The following is a 15,268-nucleotide window of genomic DNA, read 5'->3' as shown; positions in this document are numbered from 1 at the left end:
TGCAACGACTTTCTTTTCGTTAAGGAGAACCCCATGTCCCTGCCCCTGCACCCCCAAGCCGCCCACACTCTGCTGCGCCTGTCGCTCGGCCTGATGTGGATCGCCCATGCCCTGCTCAAAGTGCTGGTGTTCACCCTGCCCGGCACCGCCCAGTTCTTCGATGCCCACGGCCTGCCCGGCATGCTCGCCTACCCGGTCGTTGCGGCCGAACTGGCCGGCGGCGCCGCCATTGTGCTGGGCTGGCATGCGCGCCTGGCCTCGCTGCTGCTGCTGCCCATCCTCGGCGGCGCCCTGCTGGTCCATCTGCCGAACGGCTGGGTGTTCTCGGCCAGCGGCGGCGGCTGGGAATATCCGCTGTTCCTGGCCGTGGCCTCGCTCGTGCACATTCTGGCCGGCGACGGCCAGGCCGCCCTGCGCGCGGAGACGGCATGAGCCAGCCGCGCCTGGAACTGGTGAGCCACGCGCTCTGCCCGTATGTGCAGCGGGCCGCCATCGTGCTGGCCGAGAAGGGCCTGCCGTTCACGCGCACGACCATCGATTTGGCCGATAAGCCGGACTGGTTCCGCGCCCTGTCGCCATTGGGGAAAGTGCCGCTGCTGAAGGTGGATGCGGCGGTGCTGTTTGAATCGGCCCCGATTGTCGATTACCTCGACGAGGCCTTTGCGCCGGCCCTGCACCCGCGCGACCTGATCGAACGCGCGCGCCACCGCGCCTGGGTGGCGTATGCGAGCCAGCTGCTCGATACGATCGGCGCCTTCTACAACGCGGCCGACGCGGGCGCGCTGGCAGCCCAGCGCGCGGCCCTGCGCCAGCGCTTCGAACGGCTCGAACAGGAACTGGACGCCGGCCCGTATTTCGGCGGCGCCGCCTTCAGCATCGTCGATGCCGCCTTCGCACCCGCCTTCCGCTATTTCGAGGTGTTCGACAGGCTCGCCGACGTCGGCGTGTTCAGCGGCCTGGCGCGCGTGCAGGCCTGGCGCGCCGCGCTGGCGGCGCGGCCCTCGGTGCGGCAGGCGGTCGGGCCTGACTACGCCCAGCGCCTGCTGGACTTTCTACGCCAGCGCCCGTCGGTACTGGGCGTGCTGGCCGGACGCAGCGCCTAGAACTGCTCCCAGTCGCTGTCGGCCGTGGTGCTGGCTGCGGGCTGGGGCCGGCGCAGCGCGGGTGCGGCGGGCGGACGGCGCAACACCGGCGCCGGCCGGTGCGACTGGCTGATCTTGAAGACCGCCACGGCGCGCTGCAGATCACTCGCCTGCTGCGACATCGACTCGGCCGCCGCAGCTGCTTCCTCGACCAGCGCGGCGTTCTGCTGGGTGACCGAATCCATCGCCGCGACGGCGCTGTTGATCTGCTCGATGCCGGCGTTCTGCTCGCCCGAAGCGTCCGCGATTTCGCTGATGATGGCGGTCACACGGCGCACGCTGTCGACCACTTCGCTCATCGTCGCCCCGGCCTGATCGACCAGACGGGTGCCGGCATCGACCCGGCCGACCGAATCGCCGATCAGGGCCTTGATCTCCTTGGCGGCCGCGGCGCTGCGCTGGGCCAAATTGCGCACCTCGCCCGCCACCACGGCAAAACCGCGCCCCTGCTCGCCGGCGCGCGCGGCTTCCACCGCCGCGTTGAGGGCCAGGATATTGGTCTGGAAGGCGATGCCGTCGATGACGCTGATGATGTCGACGATTTTGCGCGAAGCTTCATTGATCGAGTCCATCGTGCTGACCACTTCGGCCACGGCCTTGCCGCCGCGCTCGGCGACGACCGAAGCCTGGCCGGCCAGGGTGCTGGCCTCGTTGGCGCTGTCGCTATTGCGTTTCACGGTGGCGGTCAGTTCCTCCATTGAGGACGCGGTCTCCTCGAGCGAACTGGCCTGCTCCTCGGTGCGGGCCGACAGGTCCTGGCTGCCGCGCGCCACCTCCTCGGAGGCGACGGCGATGGCATCGGTCCCGGCGCGCACCTTGCCGACAATCGCGGCCAGCTCGTCGTGCATGCGCTTCAGGGCCGTCATCAGCTCGCCCACTTCGTCGCGCGTGTCGACGCTGACTTCCTGCGACAGATCGCCAGCGGCGACCGTCTGCGCCACTTCGACCGCGGCGGCCAGCGGCAGCGTGATCGAACGCGTGATCGAACGGACGATCAGCGCGCCCAGCACCGCCGTGATCACCAGCGCCAGCAGGCCGCGCTGGATGGCGGCGTCGCGCATGGCCGCGCGCTCGGTTTCGCCGGCCTTGGCCTGGGCGGTGGCGCGCTCGTTGATGAAGTCGACGATCTTGTCGATCTTTTCGGTCGGCGCGCGGTCCATGCCCTTGACCAGCTTGTCCACCAGCGTGAAGCTTTCCTTGTTGGCCGGGTCGTACTGCTTGACGGCCTCCAGATACTTGCCCATCAAGTCGGCATGCATGGCCAGGGCCTCGCCCGGCAAGGGCGACTGGATCTCGACTTTGGCCATCGCCGTCTGCAGCGCCTTCAGCTCGCGCGCGACCTCGCCGCCTTTTTCGTTGAAGGCCTTGGTGTACTTGGCCAGCTGGTCCGGGTCATTCCCGCGCAGCAGAATATTCTTCCACTCCTGGACCTGGATTTTGAAATCGACCTGCGTCTTGCGCGCAGCATCGATCAGGTCGCCCATGGCTTCGGAACGCTGTACCGCCGCGTCCGATTGGGCCGCCATTTTATTCAAGCTGAAGTAAGCCGTACCGCCGATCACCACGAGCCCGGCGGCAAACACCATCCCGAGCAAACCGAGCCGGGTGGCGATCTTCATATCAGACAAACCCATCGCAGTCTCCCGTTTTTATATGCATTGCGATTTATCAATGACTCGTTCGTATTGACAACTATCGCACGACGACGGGGAATGCAAAAGCGGATTCGGGAAAGACCGTAATCAGCTCAGGGTCAATTGGTAAAGATTGGTCGGCGCCAGTTCCGGCGTCAGGCGCGTGGTGCCGACAAACTGGAAGCCCAGGCTGCGCAGCATGGCGTTGGAGATGGTGTTATCGGGACCGGTGATCGCGGCCAGGCGCGGCAGGCGCAGGATGTCGCGCGCATAGGCCAGCACCGCCTCGGCGGCTTCGCGCGCGTAGCCGTGGCCGCGGTGGGCGGCCAGGAAGGCATAGCCGATGTCGACGTCGGGCAGGGTGTCGCGCTTGATCAGGCCGCACAGGCCGAGCGGCGCGCCGTCTTCCTTGCGCTCGCAGACGTAGAGCGAGAAACCGAGCTTGGTGTGGGCCGCCATGGGACCGGTGGCGATCGCCTCGCGCGCGGCCTCCAGCGTGTGGATATTGCGGTCGCCGATGTGGCGGATCCAGGCCGGATCGTTGACCAGTTCGTGGTAGAAGGGAGCGTCGTCGAGGTTGATGGTGCGCAGGCGCAGGCGCGCGGTCTCAATGATGTTCATTGCGTCCTTAGTGTTCGGGCGGCGGCCAGCTGGCCGGGTCGCTCAAGGTCCGGTACATGACCAGCGCGTCGACATAGCCGCGGCGCGCATGGCGAAAGGCCAGCGGCAGCGTTCCCACCACCTGAAAACCCAGCGACTCCCAGAGCGCGACGGCTGGCGCGTTCGAGCTTACCACGTAGTTGAACTGCATGGCGAGGTAGCCGGCCTCGCGCGCCGCGTCGAGACAGTGCTCGCCGAGCAGGCGCCCGATGCCCAGGCCGCGCGCACGCGGGCTGACCATGAAGGAGGCATTGGCCACGTGGTTGCCGCGCCCGACGGCGTTCTGACAAAGCTTGTACATGCCGACCACGGCGCCCTTGTGCTCGATGACGCAGCTGAGGATGCCGGGACCGAACCAGTAGGCCTCGGCCACGGCGGCCGGGGTGTCGACGTCAAAGGCGTAGGTGTCGCCGGCGGCGACCACGTCGCGGAAGATGTCCCACATTGCGGGGAAGTCAGCCGGCAGGGCCGGACGGATCACCAGAGAATTCATGCGCAGACCCTCGCTCAAACCGGTTAAATTCAGCCAGGGCCAGCATAGCATCAGCCGGCCCCGGGCGACAACCGAAAGTCGATATCGCGCACACCACCATCGGTGTGCAGGGTGACGCGCGCAGGCGCCGCCTCGGCCAGCACGCGCCCGCGCCGCAGCACCAGACGGCGCGCGGCGCGCAGGCGGATCGCGTCGATTGGGCTGGGCGCGTCCAGGCGCACCAGGTCGGCGTAGCAGCCGGGCGCGATGCCATAGCCATCGAGACCGAGGATGCGCGCCGGCGCTTCCGTCACCAGGGCGAAGCACTGCGCCATCGCGGCCTGGCTGGTCATCTGCGCCACGTGCAGGCCCATGTGCGCCACCTCCAGCATGTCGGCCGACCCGAGGCTGTACCAGGGGTCGAGCACGCAGTCGTGACCGAAGGCGACCTCGATCCCGGCGGCCAGCAGCTCGGGCACGCGCGTCATGCCGCGCCGTTTCGGGTAGCTGTCGTGGCGGCCCTGCAGAGTGATGTTGATCAGCGGGTTGGCGATGGCGGCGACGCCGGCCTCGCGCATCAGCGGCAGCAGCTTGCTGACGTAGTAGTTGTCCATCGAGTGCATCGAAGTCAGATGCGAACCGGCCACGCGGCCCTGCAGGCCAAGGCGCTGCGTCTCGAAGGCCAGGGTTTCGATGTGGCGCGAGAGCGGGTCGTCCGACTCGTCGCAATGCATGTCCACGCGCAGGCCGCGCGCGGCCGCCAGCTCGCACAGGATGCGCACCGCGCGCGCGCCTTCGTCCATCGTGCGCTCGCCATGCGGGATGCCGCCGACCACGTCCACGCCCATGTCGAGCGCGCGGCGCAGGTTGTCGAGCGCACCCGGCGCGCGCAGCAGGCCATCCTGGGGAAAAGCCACCAGCTGCAGGTCGATCCGATCGCGCACCCGCTCGCGCACGTGCAGCAGGGCTTCCACCGCCAGCAGGCGCGGGTCGCACACGTCGACATGGCTGCGGATGGCCAGCAGGCCGCGCGCCACCGCCCAGTCGCAATAGGCGAGCGCGCGTTGCACCAGGGCGTCCTGGGTAAGCTGCGGCTTCAGTTCGCCCCACAGAGCGATCCCTTCGAGCAGGGTGCCGGAGGCGTTCACGCGCGGCAGGCCATAGCTGAGGGTGGCGTCGAGATGGAAGTGGGCGTCGACAAAGGGCGGGCAGACCAGGTCGCCCTGGCAGTCGATCTCGATGGCGCCTTGCGCGGCCAGGCGCGGTGCCACGGCGGCGATGCGCTCGCCGCTGATGCCGATGTCGATGTCGCGCCGGCCGTCAGGCAGGCTGGCGTGTCGCAGGATGAGGTCCATAGGGCTCCTTGTTTGCTCGGCCACATCCTCGCACAGCTGGCGCGGGCTGCCAATCGTGCGAGGGCGCGCCAGACCCGGTGCTAGACTCAAAACGCCACATCACAACTACAACCGGGAGACTTCCATGCGCAAGCTATTCAGCCTGGCCGTGGCCGGCCTGCTCGCCACCGCCCTGCCCCTGCACGCCGCCAGCGGCGGCGCCTCCAAAGCCGAGGCCGAGGCCATGGTCAAAAAGGGCATCGCCTACCTGAAGAAAAACGGACCCGACGCCACCTTCCGCGAAGCCAATACCAAAGGCGGCATGTTCAGCGACCGCGATCTCTACCTGACGATCTACGACATGGACGGCGTGGTCAAGGCGCATGGCACCAATCCGCGCATGGTCGGCAAAAGCCTGATCGACATGCGCGATGTCGACGGCAAGGCCTTCGTGCGCGAACGCGTCGAGCTGGCGCGCAGCAAGGGCAGCTTCTGGCAGGAGTACAAGTTCAATAATCCGGACACCCAGAAGATCGAGCCCAAGCTCACCTACTGCGAGCGCGAACAGGCTTTCATCTTCTGCGCCGGGGTCTACAAATAGGCATGTGACAGTCGTGTTGCATTGCAATGCAAATTCTGGCAATTGGCCAAAAAAGCCACTACACTAGGCTAATCGCAATGCACAAAAGGAGCGAGCCATGCCGACCATTCCCGAAGCCCTGCACGCCCAGTTGAATGCCCTTGGCATCCTGGCCCACGAAGCCTTCGCCAATGCCGAAAAGCTGGCGGCCCTGCAGGTGCGCTCGGCCCGCGCGCAACTGCAGCACAGCCAGGAACTGGCGCGCAAGCTCTGGATCGACCAGGATCCGGCGGCGCTGTTCCAGGTCGACTGGGCGCGCGCCAGCGCGCTCGGCCACGGCCTGAGCGAGATCGCCAGCGGCACCCAGGCCGCCCTGCTGCGTGCCGCCGGGGCCGCCTTCAGCCATCTGCCCCGGACGCCGCAAGCGCCGGCAGCGCCGCGCGCCCTGCCTGCCGTGGCCAGCGCGGCCACCAGCAAGCCCGCCAGCAAGCCCGCCATCAAGCCCGTCGTCAAGCCCGCCAAGGCGAGCAAAAAGCCGCTGGTCGCCAAGGCCGCGCCCGTCACCAGCACCGTGCCCAAGGCGCGCGCCAAGCCGGTGGCCAAGGCCGTCGCCGTGCTCGAAGGCGGGGCGACGGCGCCTGCCAAGCCGGCCGCGTTCCCGGTACCGTCCACGCGCCGCGTGGCCGTCCCGCGCGTGAAGCCGGAGGCGGTCGATCCGCAGGCGCCGCCCAAGCCGGTCGCCGTCAGCGAAGGCCCGGCCGCCAAAACCAAGTAAGCGGCGGCCGCGCCAATCCGTTAAAGTAAGGGGCTTCGGCCCCTTCTTTTATTCACGGGGCCCTGCTCCCTGACCCATACGCATGACCCTTGCCCGCCTGATCGCCGGCTTCGTGCGCCGCCACTGGCGCGCGTATGCCATTTCCGCCCTGATGCTGACGGCCATCGCCGTCCTGACGGTGAGTATTCCGCGCCGCGTCGGCCACCTGGTCGACGGCCTGGCCACGCACAGCCTCGGCCAGTCCGCGCTGCTGCAGCAACTGGGCCTGCTGGCCGCCACCGGTGTGGCCATCTACCTGCTGCGCGTAGGCTGGCGCCAGCTGCTGTTCGCGGCCGCCTTCCAGCTCGGGGTCGAGCTGCGCCAACGCTTCTACCAGCGTCTGGCCCAGCAGGGTCCGGGCTTCTTCCAGCGCCAGCGCACGGGCGACCTGATGGCGCTGGCCACGAATGATATCGACGCCATCGAGGGCGCCGCCGGCGACGCCCTGCTGGCCGGCTTCGACGGCACCCAGACCCTGCTGATGGTGCTCGGGGCGATGCTGTTCGGGGTCGACTGGCGCTTGGCCCTGGTGGCCCTGCTGCCCTTCCCCTTCATGGCCTGGGCCTTCGCGCGCATTTCGCGCCGCATCCACGACGCCTCGCGCGAGGCGCTGCAGCGCTTCGCCCAGTTGAACGACCATGTGCAGCAGTCGGTCTCCGGCGTGCGCACCCTGCGCGCGCTCGGGCTGGAGCCACGCTCGAGCGGCCAGTTCCAGCAATTGGCCGGCGCCGCGGCGGCGGCCAGCGCCAAGGCCCAGCGCTGGGAGGCCGCGTTCGAACCGGCGGTCGGCCTGACCCTGGCCGCCTCCAGCGCCCTGACGCTGGCGGCTGGCAGCTATCTGGTGCTGCAGGGCGAACTGACGGTCGGCCAGCTGACCTCCTTCGGCATGTATCTGGCCCAGCTGATCTGGCCGATGTGGGCGGCCGGCTGGGTGCTGGCCCTGATCGAACGCGGCAAGGCCGCCTGGGCGCGCCTGCTGCCGGTGCTGGAAGCGCCGCTGGCGATCGGCGACGACGGCCGCCACGACGTGGCGCCCAGCGGCACCATCCGCCTGCAGGCGGCCTGCGCGCGCTATGGCGCCGAGCAGGCCCCGGCCTTGCAAGACATCGACCTGCAGATCGCGCCCGGCCAGACGATCGGCGTGGTCGGCCCGACCGGCTGCGGCAAGAGCACCCTGGTGCGCCTGCTGCTGCGCCAGCTCGAACCGAGCGCCGGCAGCGTGGCCTGGGGCGCCACCGCCCTGCACGACTACCCGCTGGCGCGCCTGCGCGCAGCCATGGCCTGGGTGCCGCAGGAGTCCTTCCTGTTCTCGGCCCCGATCGCCGAGAACATCGCGCTGGGCCGGCCCGATGCCAGCCAGGCCCAGATCGAAGCGGCCGCGCGCATGGCCGCCATCCACGAGGACATCCTGCGCTTCCCGCACGGCTACCAGACCGAAGTCGGCGAGCGCGGCATCACCCTGTCGGGCGGCCAGCGCCAACGCGTGGCGATTGCGCGCGCCCTGCTGGCCGAATGCCCGCTGCTGCTGCTCGACGACGCCCTGTCAGCGGTCGACACCGGCACCGAGACGCGCATCCTGCGCCATCTGGCCGAACTGCGCGCGCGCCAGCCCGAGCGGGCCGTGCTGATCACCAGCCATCGCCTGTCGGCCGTGGCCGACGCCGATGAGATCCTGGTCCTGAAGGACGGCCGCGTGACCGAACGCGGCACCCACGCCGAACTGCTTGCGCTCCAGGGCTGGTATGCCAGCCAGTGGCGCTACCAACAACTGGAGGCCAGCCTCGATGCCGCCTGATTCCCCCACCCTGCGCCGCCAGGCCGGGCGCGCCTTCGCGCTGCTGCGTGCGGCCGCCCGTCCCGATGCGCGCGCCGTCGGCCTGGCCTTCGTGCTGCTGCTGGCCGCGGCCGCGCTCGACGTGCTCGGCCCCCTGCTCGGCAAAGCCCTCATCGACCGCTATCTGGTGCCGCGCGCGCCCGAAGCCTGGCTGATGGCCGCGCTGATCGGCGGCGCCCTCGTCAGCGGCTGGGCCGCCAGCCTGCTGCGCTACTTCCAGCTGGTGCGTCTGGCCGGCGCCGCCATGCGCAGCGTGCAGCGCCTGCGCGAGCGCGTCTTCGACCATGTGCTGCGCCTGCCGATGGCCTTCTTCGACCGCGCCATCACGGGCCAGCTGATTTCACGTGTGACGAACGACACCGAGGCCGTCAAAGGCCTGTACATCCAGGCCCTGTTCGTCATCCTGAACAGCGGCATCATGCTGCTCGGGACCACGATTGCGATGGCCTGGCTGGATGTGCGCCTGATGCTGGTGATGCTGACCCTGGTGCCGGCCGTGCTGGGCATCGTCTGGCTTTACCAGAAGCTGTCGGCACCGGCGGTGGCGCGCTCGCGCCAGCTGCGCAGCGAGATCAATGGCCAGATGGCCGAGTCGATCAGCGGCATGCAGGTGCTGCAGGCGGCGAATGCGGCCGGCCGCTTCGGCCAGCGCTTCGCCGACACCAGCTGGGCGCACTACCAGTCGCGCCGCAAAGAGCTGGCCGCCAATGCCTGGCTGCTGCGTCCCGCGCTCGACCTGCTGAATATGGCGATGCTGGTGGTGGTCATCTACAGCTTCGGCCAGCGCCCGCTCGACGCCATCGAAGTCGGCGTGCTGTACGCCTTCCTGAACTACATCGCCCGCGTGATCGAGCCGCTGACCGAGATCACCCTGCAGTTCTCCTCGCTGCAGCAGGCCGTGGTATCGGCCGCGCGCGTGGCCGACCTGCTCGACGAACCGGGCGCGCCCGAACATGCGGCCGGCCGCGCCGGCCAGCGCCTGCTGCCGCTGCCGGGCGCCCCAGCCATCGCCATGCAGGGCGTGCGCTTCGGCTATGTCGACGGGCAGCCGGTCCTGCACGGGCTCGACCTGCGCATCGCCCACGGCAGTTTTGTCGGCATCGTCGGCCACACGGGCAGCGGCAAATCCACGCTGCTGTCGCTGCTGCTGCGTTATTACCAGCCGTGGGAAGGCCGGATCGAGATCGGCGGACACGCGCTGGCCGGCCTCGCCAACGAGGACTTCCGCGCCCACGTCGGCCTGGTGCCGCAGGACCCCTTCCTGCTGGCGGCCAGCGTGCGCGAGAACATCGACATGGGGCGCGGTCTGAGCCAGGCGGCGATCGAGGCGGCCGCGCGCGCGGCCCATGCGCACGACTTCATCGGCGCGCTCGAACAAGGCTACGACACCGACCTGGGCGAAAACGGCGCGCGCCTGTCGACCGGGCAGAAGCAGCTGATCGCGATCGCCCGCGCGCTGGCCGGCCAGCCCGCCATCCTGCTGCTGGACGAAGCCACGGCCCATATCGACTCGGCCACCGAGCAGGTGGTGCAGGCGGCCCTGCACGCGCTGCGTGGCCAGGTCACGGTGGTGGCCATCGCCCACCGCCTGTCGACGATCCGCGAGGCCGACCACATCGTGGTGCTCAATCACGGCCGCCTGGCCGAGGCGGGCGAGCATGCGGCGCTGATGGCGATCGAGGGCGGTATTTACCAGCGCCTTTACCAGCTCCAACAGATCGCCGCCTGAGAGCGGCGCCGCCGGCCAATAGCACCAAAGTACAAGTGCGCGGCGACTGGCGCACCGATATAGTGCATTCAACGGCTTTGCAGCTCACAGGTAATGCCGCTGTCTTGGGGTGTCCTTCCCGTGCACACCAAGGCCTCCTTCTCAGCGCCTGCCCAACCCGGCAGGCGTTTTTTTATCCGCGCCCCCAAGCAAGACCTTGCCCCCAAACAAATCGGGGTCAGACCCCATTTTTCCGCACGGATAAATGGGGTCTGACCCCGATTTTTCTTATCCGCATTTTCCGGCTCAGCGGGCGCGGCGGCTGGCGGCCCAGGCAAGGCCGAGGGCGGCGGCGCCGAGGGCGGCGTGCAGGCTGATCGCGCGGAGTGTGACGCTGCCGTTGGCGCCGACCAGGTCGAGCCAGTCGAGCGCCGCCGCGTTGAGCATCACGTACACGAAGAACAGGAAGGGCCCGAGGAAGGCGCGCGCCGTGCGGGCGGCCCGGCCCAGCGCCGTGGCCAGCGCGGCCAGCGTGAACACGCCAACCGCGAGGGCCAGCGCACGCAGCGGCGCCGCCGGCGCCCAGCGCAGCAGGGCCACACCGGTGAACAGCAGGCCGCTGCTCCAGGTGGCCAGCAGCTGACGCCAGAAGCGCGCGCCTTCGCCGCCGGCCACGCTGGCGCTCAGGGCTTCGGTATCGGCTTCGTAGTCGCGTGTGGCCAGGCCGGCAATCAGAATCCCCCACAGCGCCACCGCGGCCGCCACCAGCGGACCCAGACTGCTCACCGGCAGCGCGACGCTGGCCGCCAGCACCAAGGCCAGGGCCAGCAGCGAAAACGGCGCGGCCGCGGCCAGCAGGCCCAGTTCGGCCAGCACCTGGCCTGCCAGGCCGGGCACGCGTGCGGCCAGGCCGAATAGCGGCTGGACCAGACGCGCCATGGGCCGCGCCAGGGCATTGGCCAGATCGAGCGGGCTGCGGCGCTGACGGGCCGCGCGCGCCTTGACCCGGTCCGGCGAGAAGCGGTGGAACAGCAGGGCCGCGGGCAGCAGCGGCAGCAGCGCCAGCAGGGTGGCGCCGGCGCGCAGCAGCACGGCTGACGCGGTCCACGGCAGGGCCGGCAGCAGCAGCGCCGCCCGCGTCGCGTCGAACGGGCTGGCGCCGATCGCGAAGCCGTTCGTGTGCAGCAGCTGCTGCAGGGTGTTGGCGGCCACCAGGATGCCGGTGAAGTCGCACAGCAGCGGCAGACTGCCGCCGCCCTTGCCCAGCACGCCGACCAGGCTGACCTGCAGTACCCAGACGAAGAAGTACAGCACGTCGCCGCCCTTGCCCATCAAGGCGGCCACGCTGTCGAACAGGATCGCGCAGCTGGCCGCAAACACCACCATCGGCAGCAGCAGCACGGCATAGGTGCCGAGATAGACGAGCGGCTCGAGCGGTCCTTCGCCGCGCACCAGATGCAGCACCAGGATCGCCGCGAGGAAGCTGACCACCAGCAGGCTCAGATAGGCGACCGCGCCGCACCAGCGGCCCCACAGGAAGCTGGCATTGGCGACCGGGCTGGCGCCGATCACGCCGCCGGTGCCGGCGCGCAGATCTTCGCCGATGCGCCCGCGCACCAGGTAAAAGCCGCCCAGGCCGAAGAACATCCCGGCCAGCAGGGCACTGCTGATGGCCAGCGCGCTGCTCGTGTACAGCACGCGCTGGCCGCCGATCACCATCACCGCGTGGCCGCTGGCCGGATCGACGATGACGGCCCAGGCGACGATCGCCGTCAGCAGCACGGCGGCCAGGGTCGAGCGGCGGCGCAGGCGCAGCTTCACTTCCGTCAGCGCCAGGGTGGCAAGCAGGTGGCCGTTCATGCGGCCTGCTCCGCCAGCGCGTAGCGGCGCGCCATCAGCGCTTCCTCCAGGCTCGGTTCGGCCGGCGCGGCGCCGGCACAGGGCTGCTCGGGATGGGCGATGCGCAGCTGCAGCTGCGCGCCCAGGCGCTGGGTCTGCAGCACGTGCACGCGCGCGCGCAGGGCCTCGTACTCGGCCGCGTCCACGCTGGCCTGCCAGACCTGGCCGCGCGCCTGGGCCAGCAGCGTCTCCGGCTGCACGCAGTCGATCAGGCGGCCGCCCTTCATGATCGCCAGTTCGCTGGCGATGCTCTCGACGTCGGACACGATATGGGTCGACATGATCACCAGCTTGTGCAGCCCCAGTTCGGCCAGCAGATTACGAAAGCGCACGCGCTCCTCTGGATCGAGGCCGGCGGTCGGCTCGTCGACCACCAGGATGTCCGGGTCGTTCAGCAGGGCCTGGGCGATGCCGAGGCGGCGCCGCATCCCGCCCGAGAAGCCGGCCGCCGGGCGCTCCGCATGCTCGTGCAGGTTGACCAGTTCGAGCAGATGGCGGATGCGGGCCGGGTCGCGCACGCCCTTGAGGGCGGCAAAGTACTGCATGAATTCGCGCGCCGACAGGTTCGGGTAGACGCCGAAATCCTGCGGCAGGTAGCCGAGCCGGCGCCGGATCGCGTCGGGCCGGGCCACGATGTCCTGGCCCTGGAAGCGGATGCTGCCCGCGCTCGGGCGCACCAGGGTGGCGATCATCTGCATCAGGGTGGTCTTGCCGGCTCCGTTATGGCCGATCAGGCCGACCACGCCGCTGCGCAGCTGCAGCGAGACCCCATCGACGGCCGTGACGCGGCCGAAGCGTTTGACGACGTTTTCCAGTTCCAGCATGTGTTGGCTCCCTGTTCTTTTTGAATGAAGGGCAGCCTAGGCGAGGCTGGCGCCAGCCGCGCGCGGATTCCGACAGAATGCAGAAAACGCGGCGCGGGCGGCGATTGGAATGTGTCGTGACGTGACAAAGTGTGCCTTTTTGGCGAATATGTATAAAAAATGATCTTTCCACCTTGCAACAAGAATATAATTGGCGCTAGAAAAATCCCGGCAAGGGACGATGAAGGACAGAAGGGGAAACATGCGGACCGGAGGAGCAAACGCAGGGCGGCTCAAGCGCCTGCGCGTGATGGTGGCGGCCATGCTGGCTGTGCCTCTGCTCGCTTTCGCCCAGTCCGATCTGGCGAGCCGGCTGGCCGAGCTGCGTGAGACGGTCCGCTTCGTCCCTGACAAGGGCATCGTCGCGCTGCGCCAGATCGAGTCGCAGGCACGCACCGCACCGCCCCAGCACAAGGCCGAATTCCTGTATCAGCTGTCGTACGCCCAGTTGGGCCTTGGCCAGCAGGCCGACGCCCTGGCCACGGCCGAAGAGCTGATCGCCTTCGGCAAAAGCGGCAACGACACGGTGGCCACCGCCAAGGGCCTGCTGGCCAAGGCCTTCGTCACCTTCCGCATGAATGAACTGAAGCTCTCGCACCAGCTGGCCTGGGATGCGGAGCGCCTGGCCAATACGGCCAAGGACCAGGACCTGAAGGTGCTGGCCACCGTCACCGCCGGCCAGTCGTATGCCGAGGAAGGCAATTTCCCGCTCGCGCTGGCGCGTCTGCAGGCCGCCGTGGCTTTGGCGCGCCAGGCGCGCGTGCCGCTGCACCTGACCGCCTCGCTGGTGGCGCTGGCCAATCTGTATGACCAGATGAAGGAGTTCGACAAGGGCTTCGAAGCGCTCGATGAGGCGCGCCAGCTGGCCGAAGAAATGAAGTCGCCCGGGCGCATGGCCACGGTGAAGATCGCCGAGTATGCGCTGTCGATCGATACCAACCAGCCGCAGCGCGCGCTCAAGGCCCTGCTGTCGGCGCTGTCGCTGGAACGCCAGATCGGCGCGAACGCGATGATCGCCAACACCCTGGTCAATCTGTCCGACAGCTACCTGAAGCAGCGCGACTACCCGACCACCATCAACTACGCGACCCAGGCCATCGAAGCGGCCCAGCGCCTGAACGACCGCGCCATCGAAGCCACGGCGCGCATCAATATCGGCGAAGCCTATCTGGGCATGGGCCGCATCGCCGACGGCAAGCGCAGCTTCGAAGCCGGCATGGCCTACTACGAAAAATCGGGCGACAAGCCGGAGCTGCAGGCGGTGCTGATGGAATACGGCTCGGCGCTCGAACACGCGGGCGACATGGCAGGCGCCGTCGCCGCCTACCACCGCGAGCGCACCATCTCGAATGAGCTGTTCGAGAAGCAGCGCCAGAAGGCCGTGCTCGAACTGCAGGAGAAGTTCGACACCGAAAAGAAGCAGCGTCAGATCGAACTGCTGTCGCGCGAGAACCAGGTGAAGTCGGCCGAAATCGCCAACCGCTCGCTCCAGCAGCGCGTCTGGTGGCTGCTGGCCATCGTGTTCGCCCTGGCCTCGGTGATCGTCGGCCTCCTGTACCGCAAGGTGCGCCAGACCAATGCCGCGCTCGAAGTGAAGAACCAGGAGCTGAAGCTGCAGTCCTCGCGCGATCCGCTCACGGGCCTGTACAACCGGCGCCACTTCCAGGAATTCATGCGTACCCACGTGCAGGTGGAAAAGCGCGGCGCGGGTACCTCGGGCGAGGAAATCGTCGGCGCCCTGTTCCTGCTCGACGTTGACCACTTCAAGCACGTCAACGACACCTATGGCCACGCGGCCGGCGACGCCGTGCTGAAGATGATCGCCGAGAACCTGCGCGTGATCCTGCGCGAGACCGACATGATCGTGCGCTGGGGCGGCGAGGAATTCCTGGCCTTCCTGCCGGCGATTCCGCGCAGCGGCGTGGAAGACATCGCGCGCCGTCTGCTGACCGGCATTTCGGCCCATACGATCGACTACCAGGACGCCAAGATCTCGGTGAACGTGTCGATCGGCTTCGCCCCCTTCCCGCTGGTGCCGGGCCAGCATCCGCTGCCCTGGGAGCGCGCCGTGAACCTGGTCGACATGGCCCTCTACCTGGCCAAGGCGCACGGCCGCAACCGCGCCTACGGTGTGCGCGGCTTTGCCAATTTCGAGCAGACCTCGCTCGAACATATCGAGCAGGACCTCGAACGCGCCTGGCGCGCCGGCTTCGTCGACCTGTCGATCGTGCTGGGCGGCTGGCCCGAGCCGAAGCCGGTGCCGCGCCCCGCGCCGGCGCCGCTGGCCGCTCCGGCCGCCAGTGAAGCAGGCGGCAAGAGCTAAGGCCC

13 protein-coding genes are annotated in these 15,268 nt (G+C 68.8%); 7 read left to right on the top strand and 6 right to left on the bottom strand.

What is annotated here, in order from left to right; genetic code table 11:
* The first annotated feature begins 33 nt into the window (after positions 1-33).
* Together LZ005_RS05105 and LZ005_RS05100 are read left to right on the top strand one after the other, a co-directional pair.
* Positions 34-432: a DoxX family protein gene (locus tag LZ005_RS05105; protein WP_237805334.1), complete on the top strand. Its 399-nt coding sequence runs from the start codon at positions 34-36 to the stop codon at positions 430-432.
* Positions 429-1,103: a glutathione S-transferase family protein gene (locus LZ005_RS05100; RefSeq protein ID WP_237805332.1), complete on the top strand. Its 675-nt coding sequence runs from the start codon at positions 429-431 to the stop codon at positions 1,101-1,103. Before LZ005_RS05105 ends, LZ005_RS05100 begins: the two co-directional genes overlap by 4 nt.
* On the opposite strand, the gene LZ005_RS05095 is transcribed toward LZ005_RS05100, so the two are convergent.
* The 4 genes from LZ005_RS05095 to LZ005_RS05080 form a co-directional block, all read right to left on the bottom strand.
* On the bottom strand, positions 1,100-2,776 hold the full coding sequence (locus LZ005_RS05095) for a methyl-accepting chemotaxis protein (RefSeq protein ID WP_237805330.1): 1,677 nt from the start codon (positions 2,774-2,776) through the stop codon (positions 1,100-1,102). The two genes, LZ005_RS05100 and LZ005_RS05095, sit on opposite strands and share 4 nt — an antisense overlap.
* 108 nt (positions 2,777-2,884) lie before the next feature.
* Positions 2,885-3,397 carry a GNAT family N-acetyltransferase gene (locus tag LZ005_RS05090; protein ID WP_237805328.1) on the bottom strand — a complete coding sequence of 171 codons (513 nt, stop codon included), beginning with the start codon at positions 3,395-3,397 and terminating at the stop codon, positions 2,885-2,887.
* Between the two features lie 7 nt (positions 3,398-3,404).
* Entirely contained in the window at positions 3,405-3,929 is a 525-nt protein-coding gene (locus tag LZ005_RS05085) for a GNAT family N-acetyltransferase (RefSeq protein ID WP_237805327.1), read from the bottom strand.
* 50 nt (positions 3,930-3,979) lie between these two features.
* A complete protein-coding gene (locus LZ005_RS05080) occupies positions 3,980-5,263 on the bottom strand; it encodes an amidohydrolase family protein (RefSeq protein ID WP_237805325.1) in 1,284 nt (427 codons plus the stop codon).
* Positions 5,264-5,387: 124 nt separating this feature from the next.
* On the opposite strand from LZ005_RS05080, the gene LZ005_RS05075 reads away from it, so the two are divergent.
* The 4 genes from LZ005_RS05075 (at position 5,388) to LZ005_RS05060 (ending at position 10,199) form a co-directional block, all read left to right on the top strand.
* Positions 5,388-5,843 carry a cache domain-containing protein gene (locus tag LZ005_RS05075; RefSeq protein ID WP_237805323.1) on the top strand — a complete coding sequence of 152 codons (456 nt, stop codon included), beginning with the start codon at positions 5,388-5,390 and terminating at the stop codon, positions 5,841-5,843.
* A gap of 97 nt (positions 5,844-5,940) precedes the next feature.
* Positions 5,941-6,597 (top strand): hypothetical protein, encoded by a 657-nt coding sequence (locus LZ005_RS05070; RefSeq protein ID WP_237805321.1) that lies wholly within the window; start codon positions 5,941-5,943, stop codon positions 6,595-6,597.
* Between the two features lie 82 nt (positions 6,598-6,679).
* Positions 6,680-8,431 carry an ABC transporter transmembrane domain-containing protein gene (locus LZ005_RS05065; protein WP_237805319.1) on the top strand — a complete coding sequence of 584 codons (1,752 nt, stop codon included), beginning with the start codon at positions 6,680-6,682 and terminating at the stop codon, positions 8,429-8,431.
* Positions 8,421-10,199 (top strand): ABC transporter ATP-binding protein, encoded by a 1,779-nt coding sequence (locus LZ005_RS05060; RefSeq protein WP_237805317.1) that lies wholly within the window; start codon positions 8,421-8,423, stop codon positions 10,197-10,199. Before LZ005_RS05065 ends, LZ005_RS05060 begins: the two co-directional genes overlap by 11 nt.
* Before the next feature lie 285 nt (positions 10,200-10,484).
* On the opposite strand, the gene LZ005_RS05055 is transcribed toward LZ005_RS05060, so the two are convergent.
* Both LZ005_RS05055 and LZ005_RS05050 read right to left on the bottom strand, forming a co-directional pair.
* Positions 10,485-12,038 (bottom strand): hypothetical protein, encoded by a 1,554-nt coding sequence (locus LZ005_RS05055; RefSeq protein WP_237805315.1) that lies wholly within the window; start codon positions 12,036-12,038, stop codon positions 10,485-10,487.
* The gene (locus tag LZ005_RS05050; RefSeq protein WP_237805313.1) at positions 12,035-12,901 is read right to left on the bottom strand and encodes an ABC transporter ATP-binding protein; all 867 of its coding nucleotides are present in this window, start codon (positions 12,899-12,901) and stop codon (positions 12,035-12,037) included. Before LZ005_RS05050 ends, LZ005_RS05055 begins: the two co-directional genes overlap by 4 nt.
* Before the next feature lie 289 nt (positions 12,902-13,190).
* Here LZ005_RS05050 and LZ005_RS05045 point away from each other — a divergent pair, with 289 nt between their 5' ends.
* Entirely contained in the window at positions 13,191-15,263 is a 2,073-nt protein-coding gene (locus LZ005_RS05045) for a diguanylate cyclase (protein WP_373889306.1), read from the top strand.
* Positions 15,264-15,268 lie beyond the last annotated feature (5 nt).

It is taken from the genome of Massilia sp. TS11 (genome assembly GCF_022012445.1).
In the GTDB taxonomy this organism is placed as follows: domain Bacteria; phylum Pseudomonadota; class Gammaproteobacteria; order Burkholderiales; family Burkholderiaceae_D; genus Telluria.
Note: the sequence above shows the minus strand (reverse complement) of the source record. Positions and strands in the feature narration are given on the sequence as shown.

Excerpts from the sequence above, each read along its gene's own strand:
- LZ005_RS05080 (WP_237805325.1), bottom strand. The coding sequence starts at position 5,263 with ATGGACCTCATCCTGCGACACGCCAGCCTGCCTGACGGCCGGCGCGAC.
- LZ005_RS05090 (WP_237805328.1), bottom strand. The coding sequence starts at position 3,397 with ATGAACATCATTGAGACCGCGCGCCTGCGCCTGCGCACCATCAACCTC.
- LZ005_RS05045 (WP_373889306.1), top strand. The coding sequence starts at position 13,191 with ATGGTGGCGGCCATGCTGGCTGTGCCTCTGCTCGCTTTCGCCCAGTCC.
- LZ005_RS05055 (WP_237805315.1), bottom strand. The coding sequence starts at position 12,038 with ATGAACGGCCACCTGCTTGCCACCCTGGCGCTGACGGAAGTGAAGCTG.
- LZ005_RS05050 (WP_237805313.1), bottom strand. The coding sequence starts at position 12,901 with ATGCTGGAACTGGAAAACGTCGTCAAACGCTTCGGCCGCGTCACGGCC.
- LZ005_RS05105 (WP_237805334.1), top strand. The coding sequence starts at position 34 with ATGTCCCTGCCCCTGCACCCCCAAGCCGCCCACACTCTGCTGCGCCTG.
- LZ005_RS05085 (WP_237805327.1), bottom strand. The coding sequence starts at position 3,929 with ATGAATTCTCTGGTGATCCGTCCGGCCCTGCCGGCTGACTTCCCCGCA.
- LZ005_RS05100 (WP_237805332.1), top strand. The coding sequence starts at position 429 with ATGAGCCAGCCGCGCCTGGAACTGGTGAGCCACGCGCTCTGCCCGTAT.
- LZ005_RS05065 (WP_237805319.1), top strand. The coding sequence starts at position 6,680 with ATGACCCTTGCCCGCCTGATCGCCGGCTTCGTGCGCCGCCACTGGCGC.
- LZ005_RS05075 (WP_237805323.1), top strand. The coding sequence starts at position 5,388 with ATGCGCAAGCTATTCAGCCTGGCCGTGGCCGGCCTGCTCGCCACCGCC.
- LZ005_RS05095 (WP_237805330.1), bottom strand. The coding sequence starts at position 2,776 with ATGGGTTTGTCTGATATGAAGATCGCCACCCGGCTCGGTTTGCTCGGG.
- LZ005_RS05070 (WP_237805321.1), top strand. The coding sequence starts at position 5,941 with ATGCCGACCATTCCCGAAGCCCTGCACGCCCAGTTGAATGCCCTTGGC.
- LZ005_RS05060 (WP_237805317.1), top strand. The coding sequence starts at position 8,421 with ATGCCGCCTGATTCCCCCACCCTGCGCCGCCAGGCCGGGCGCGCCTTC.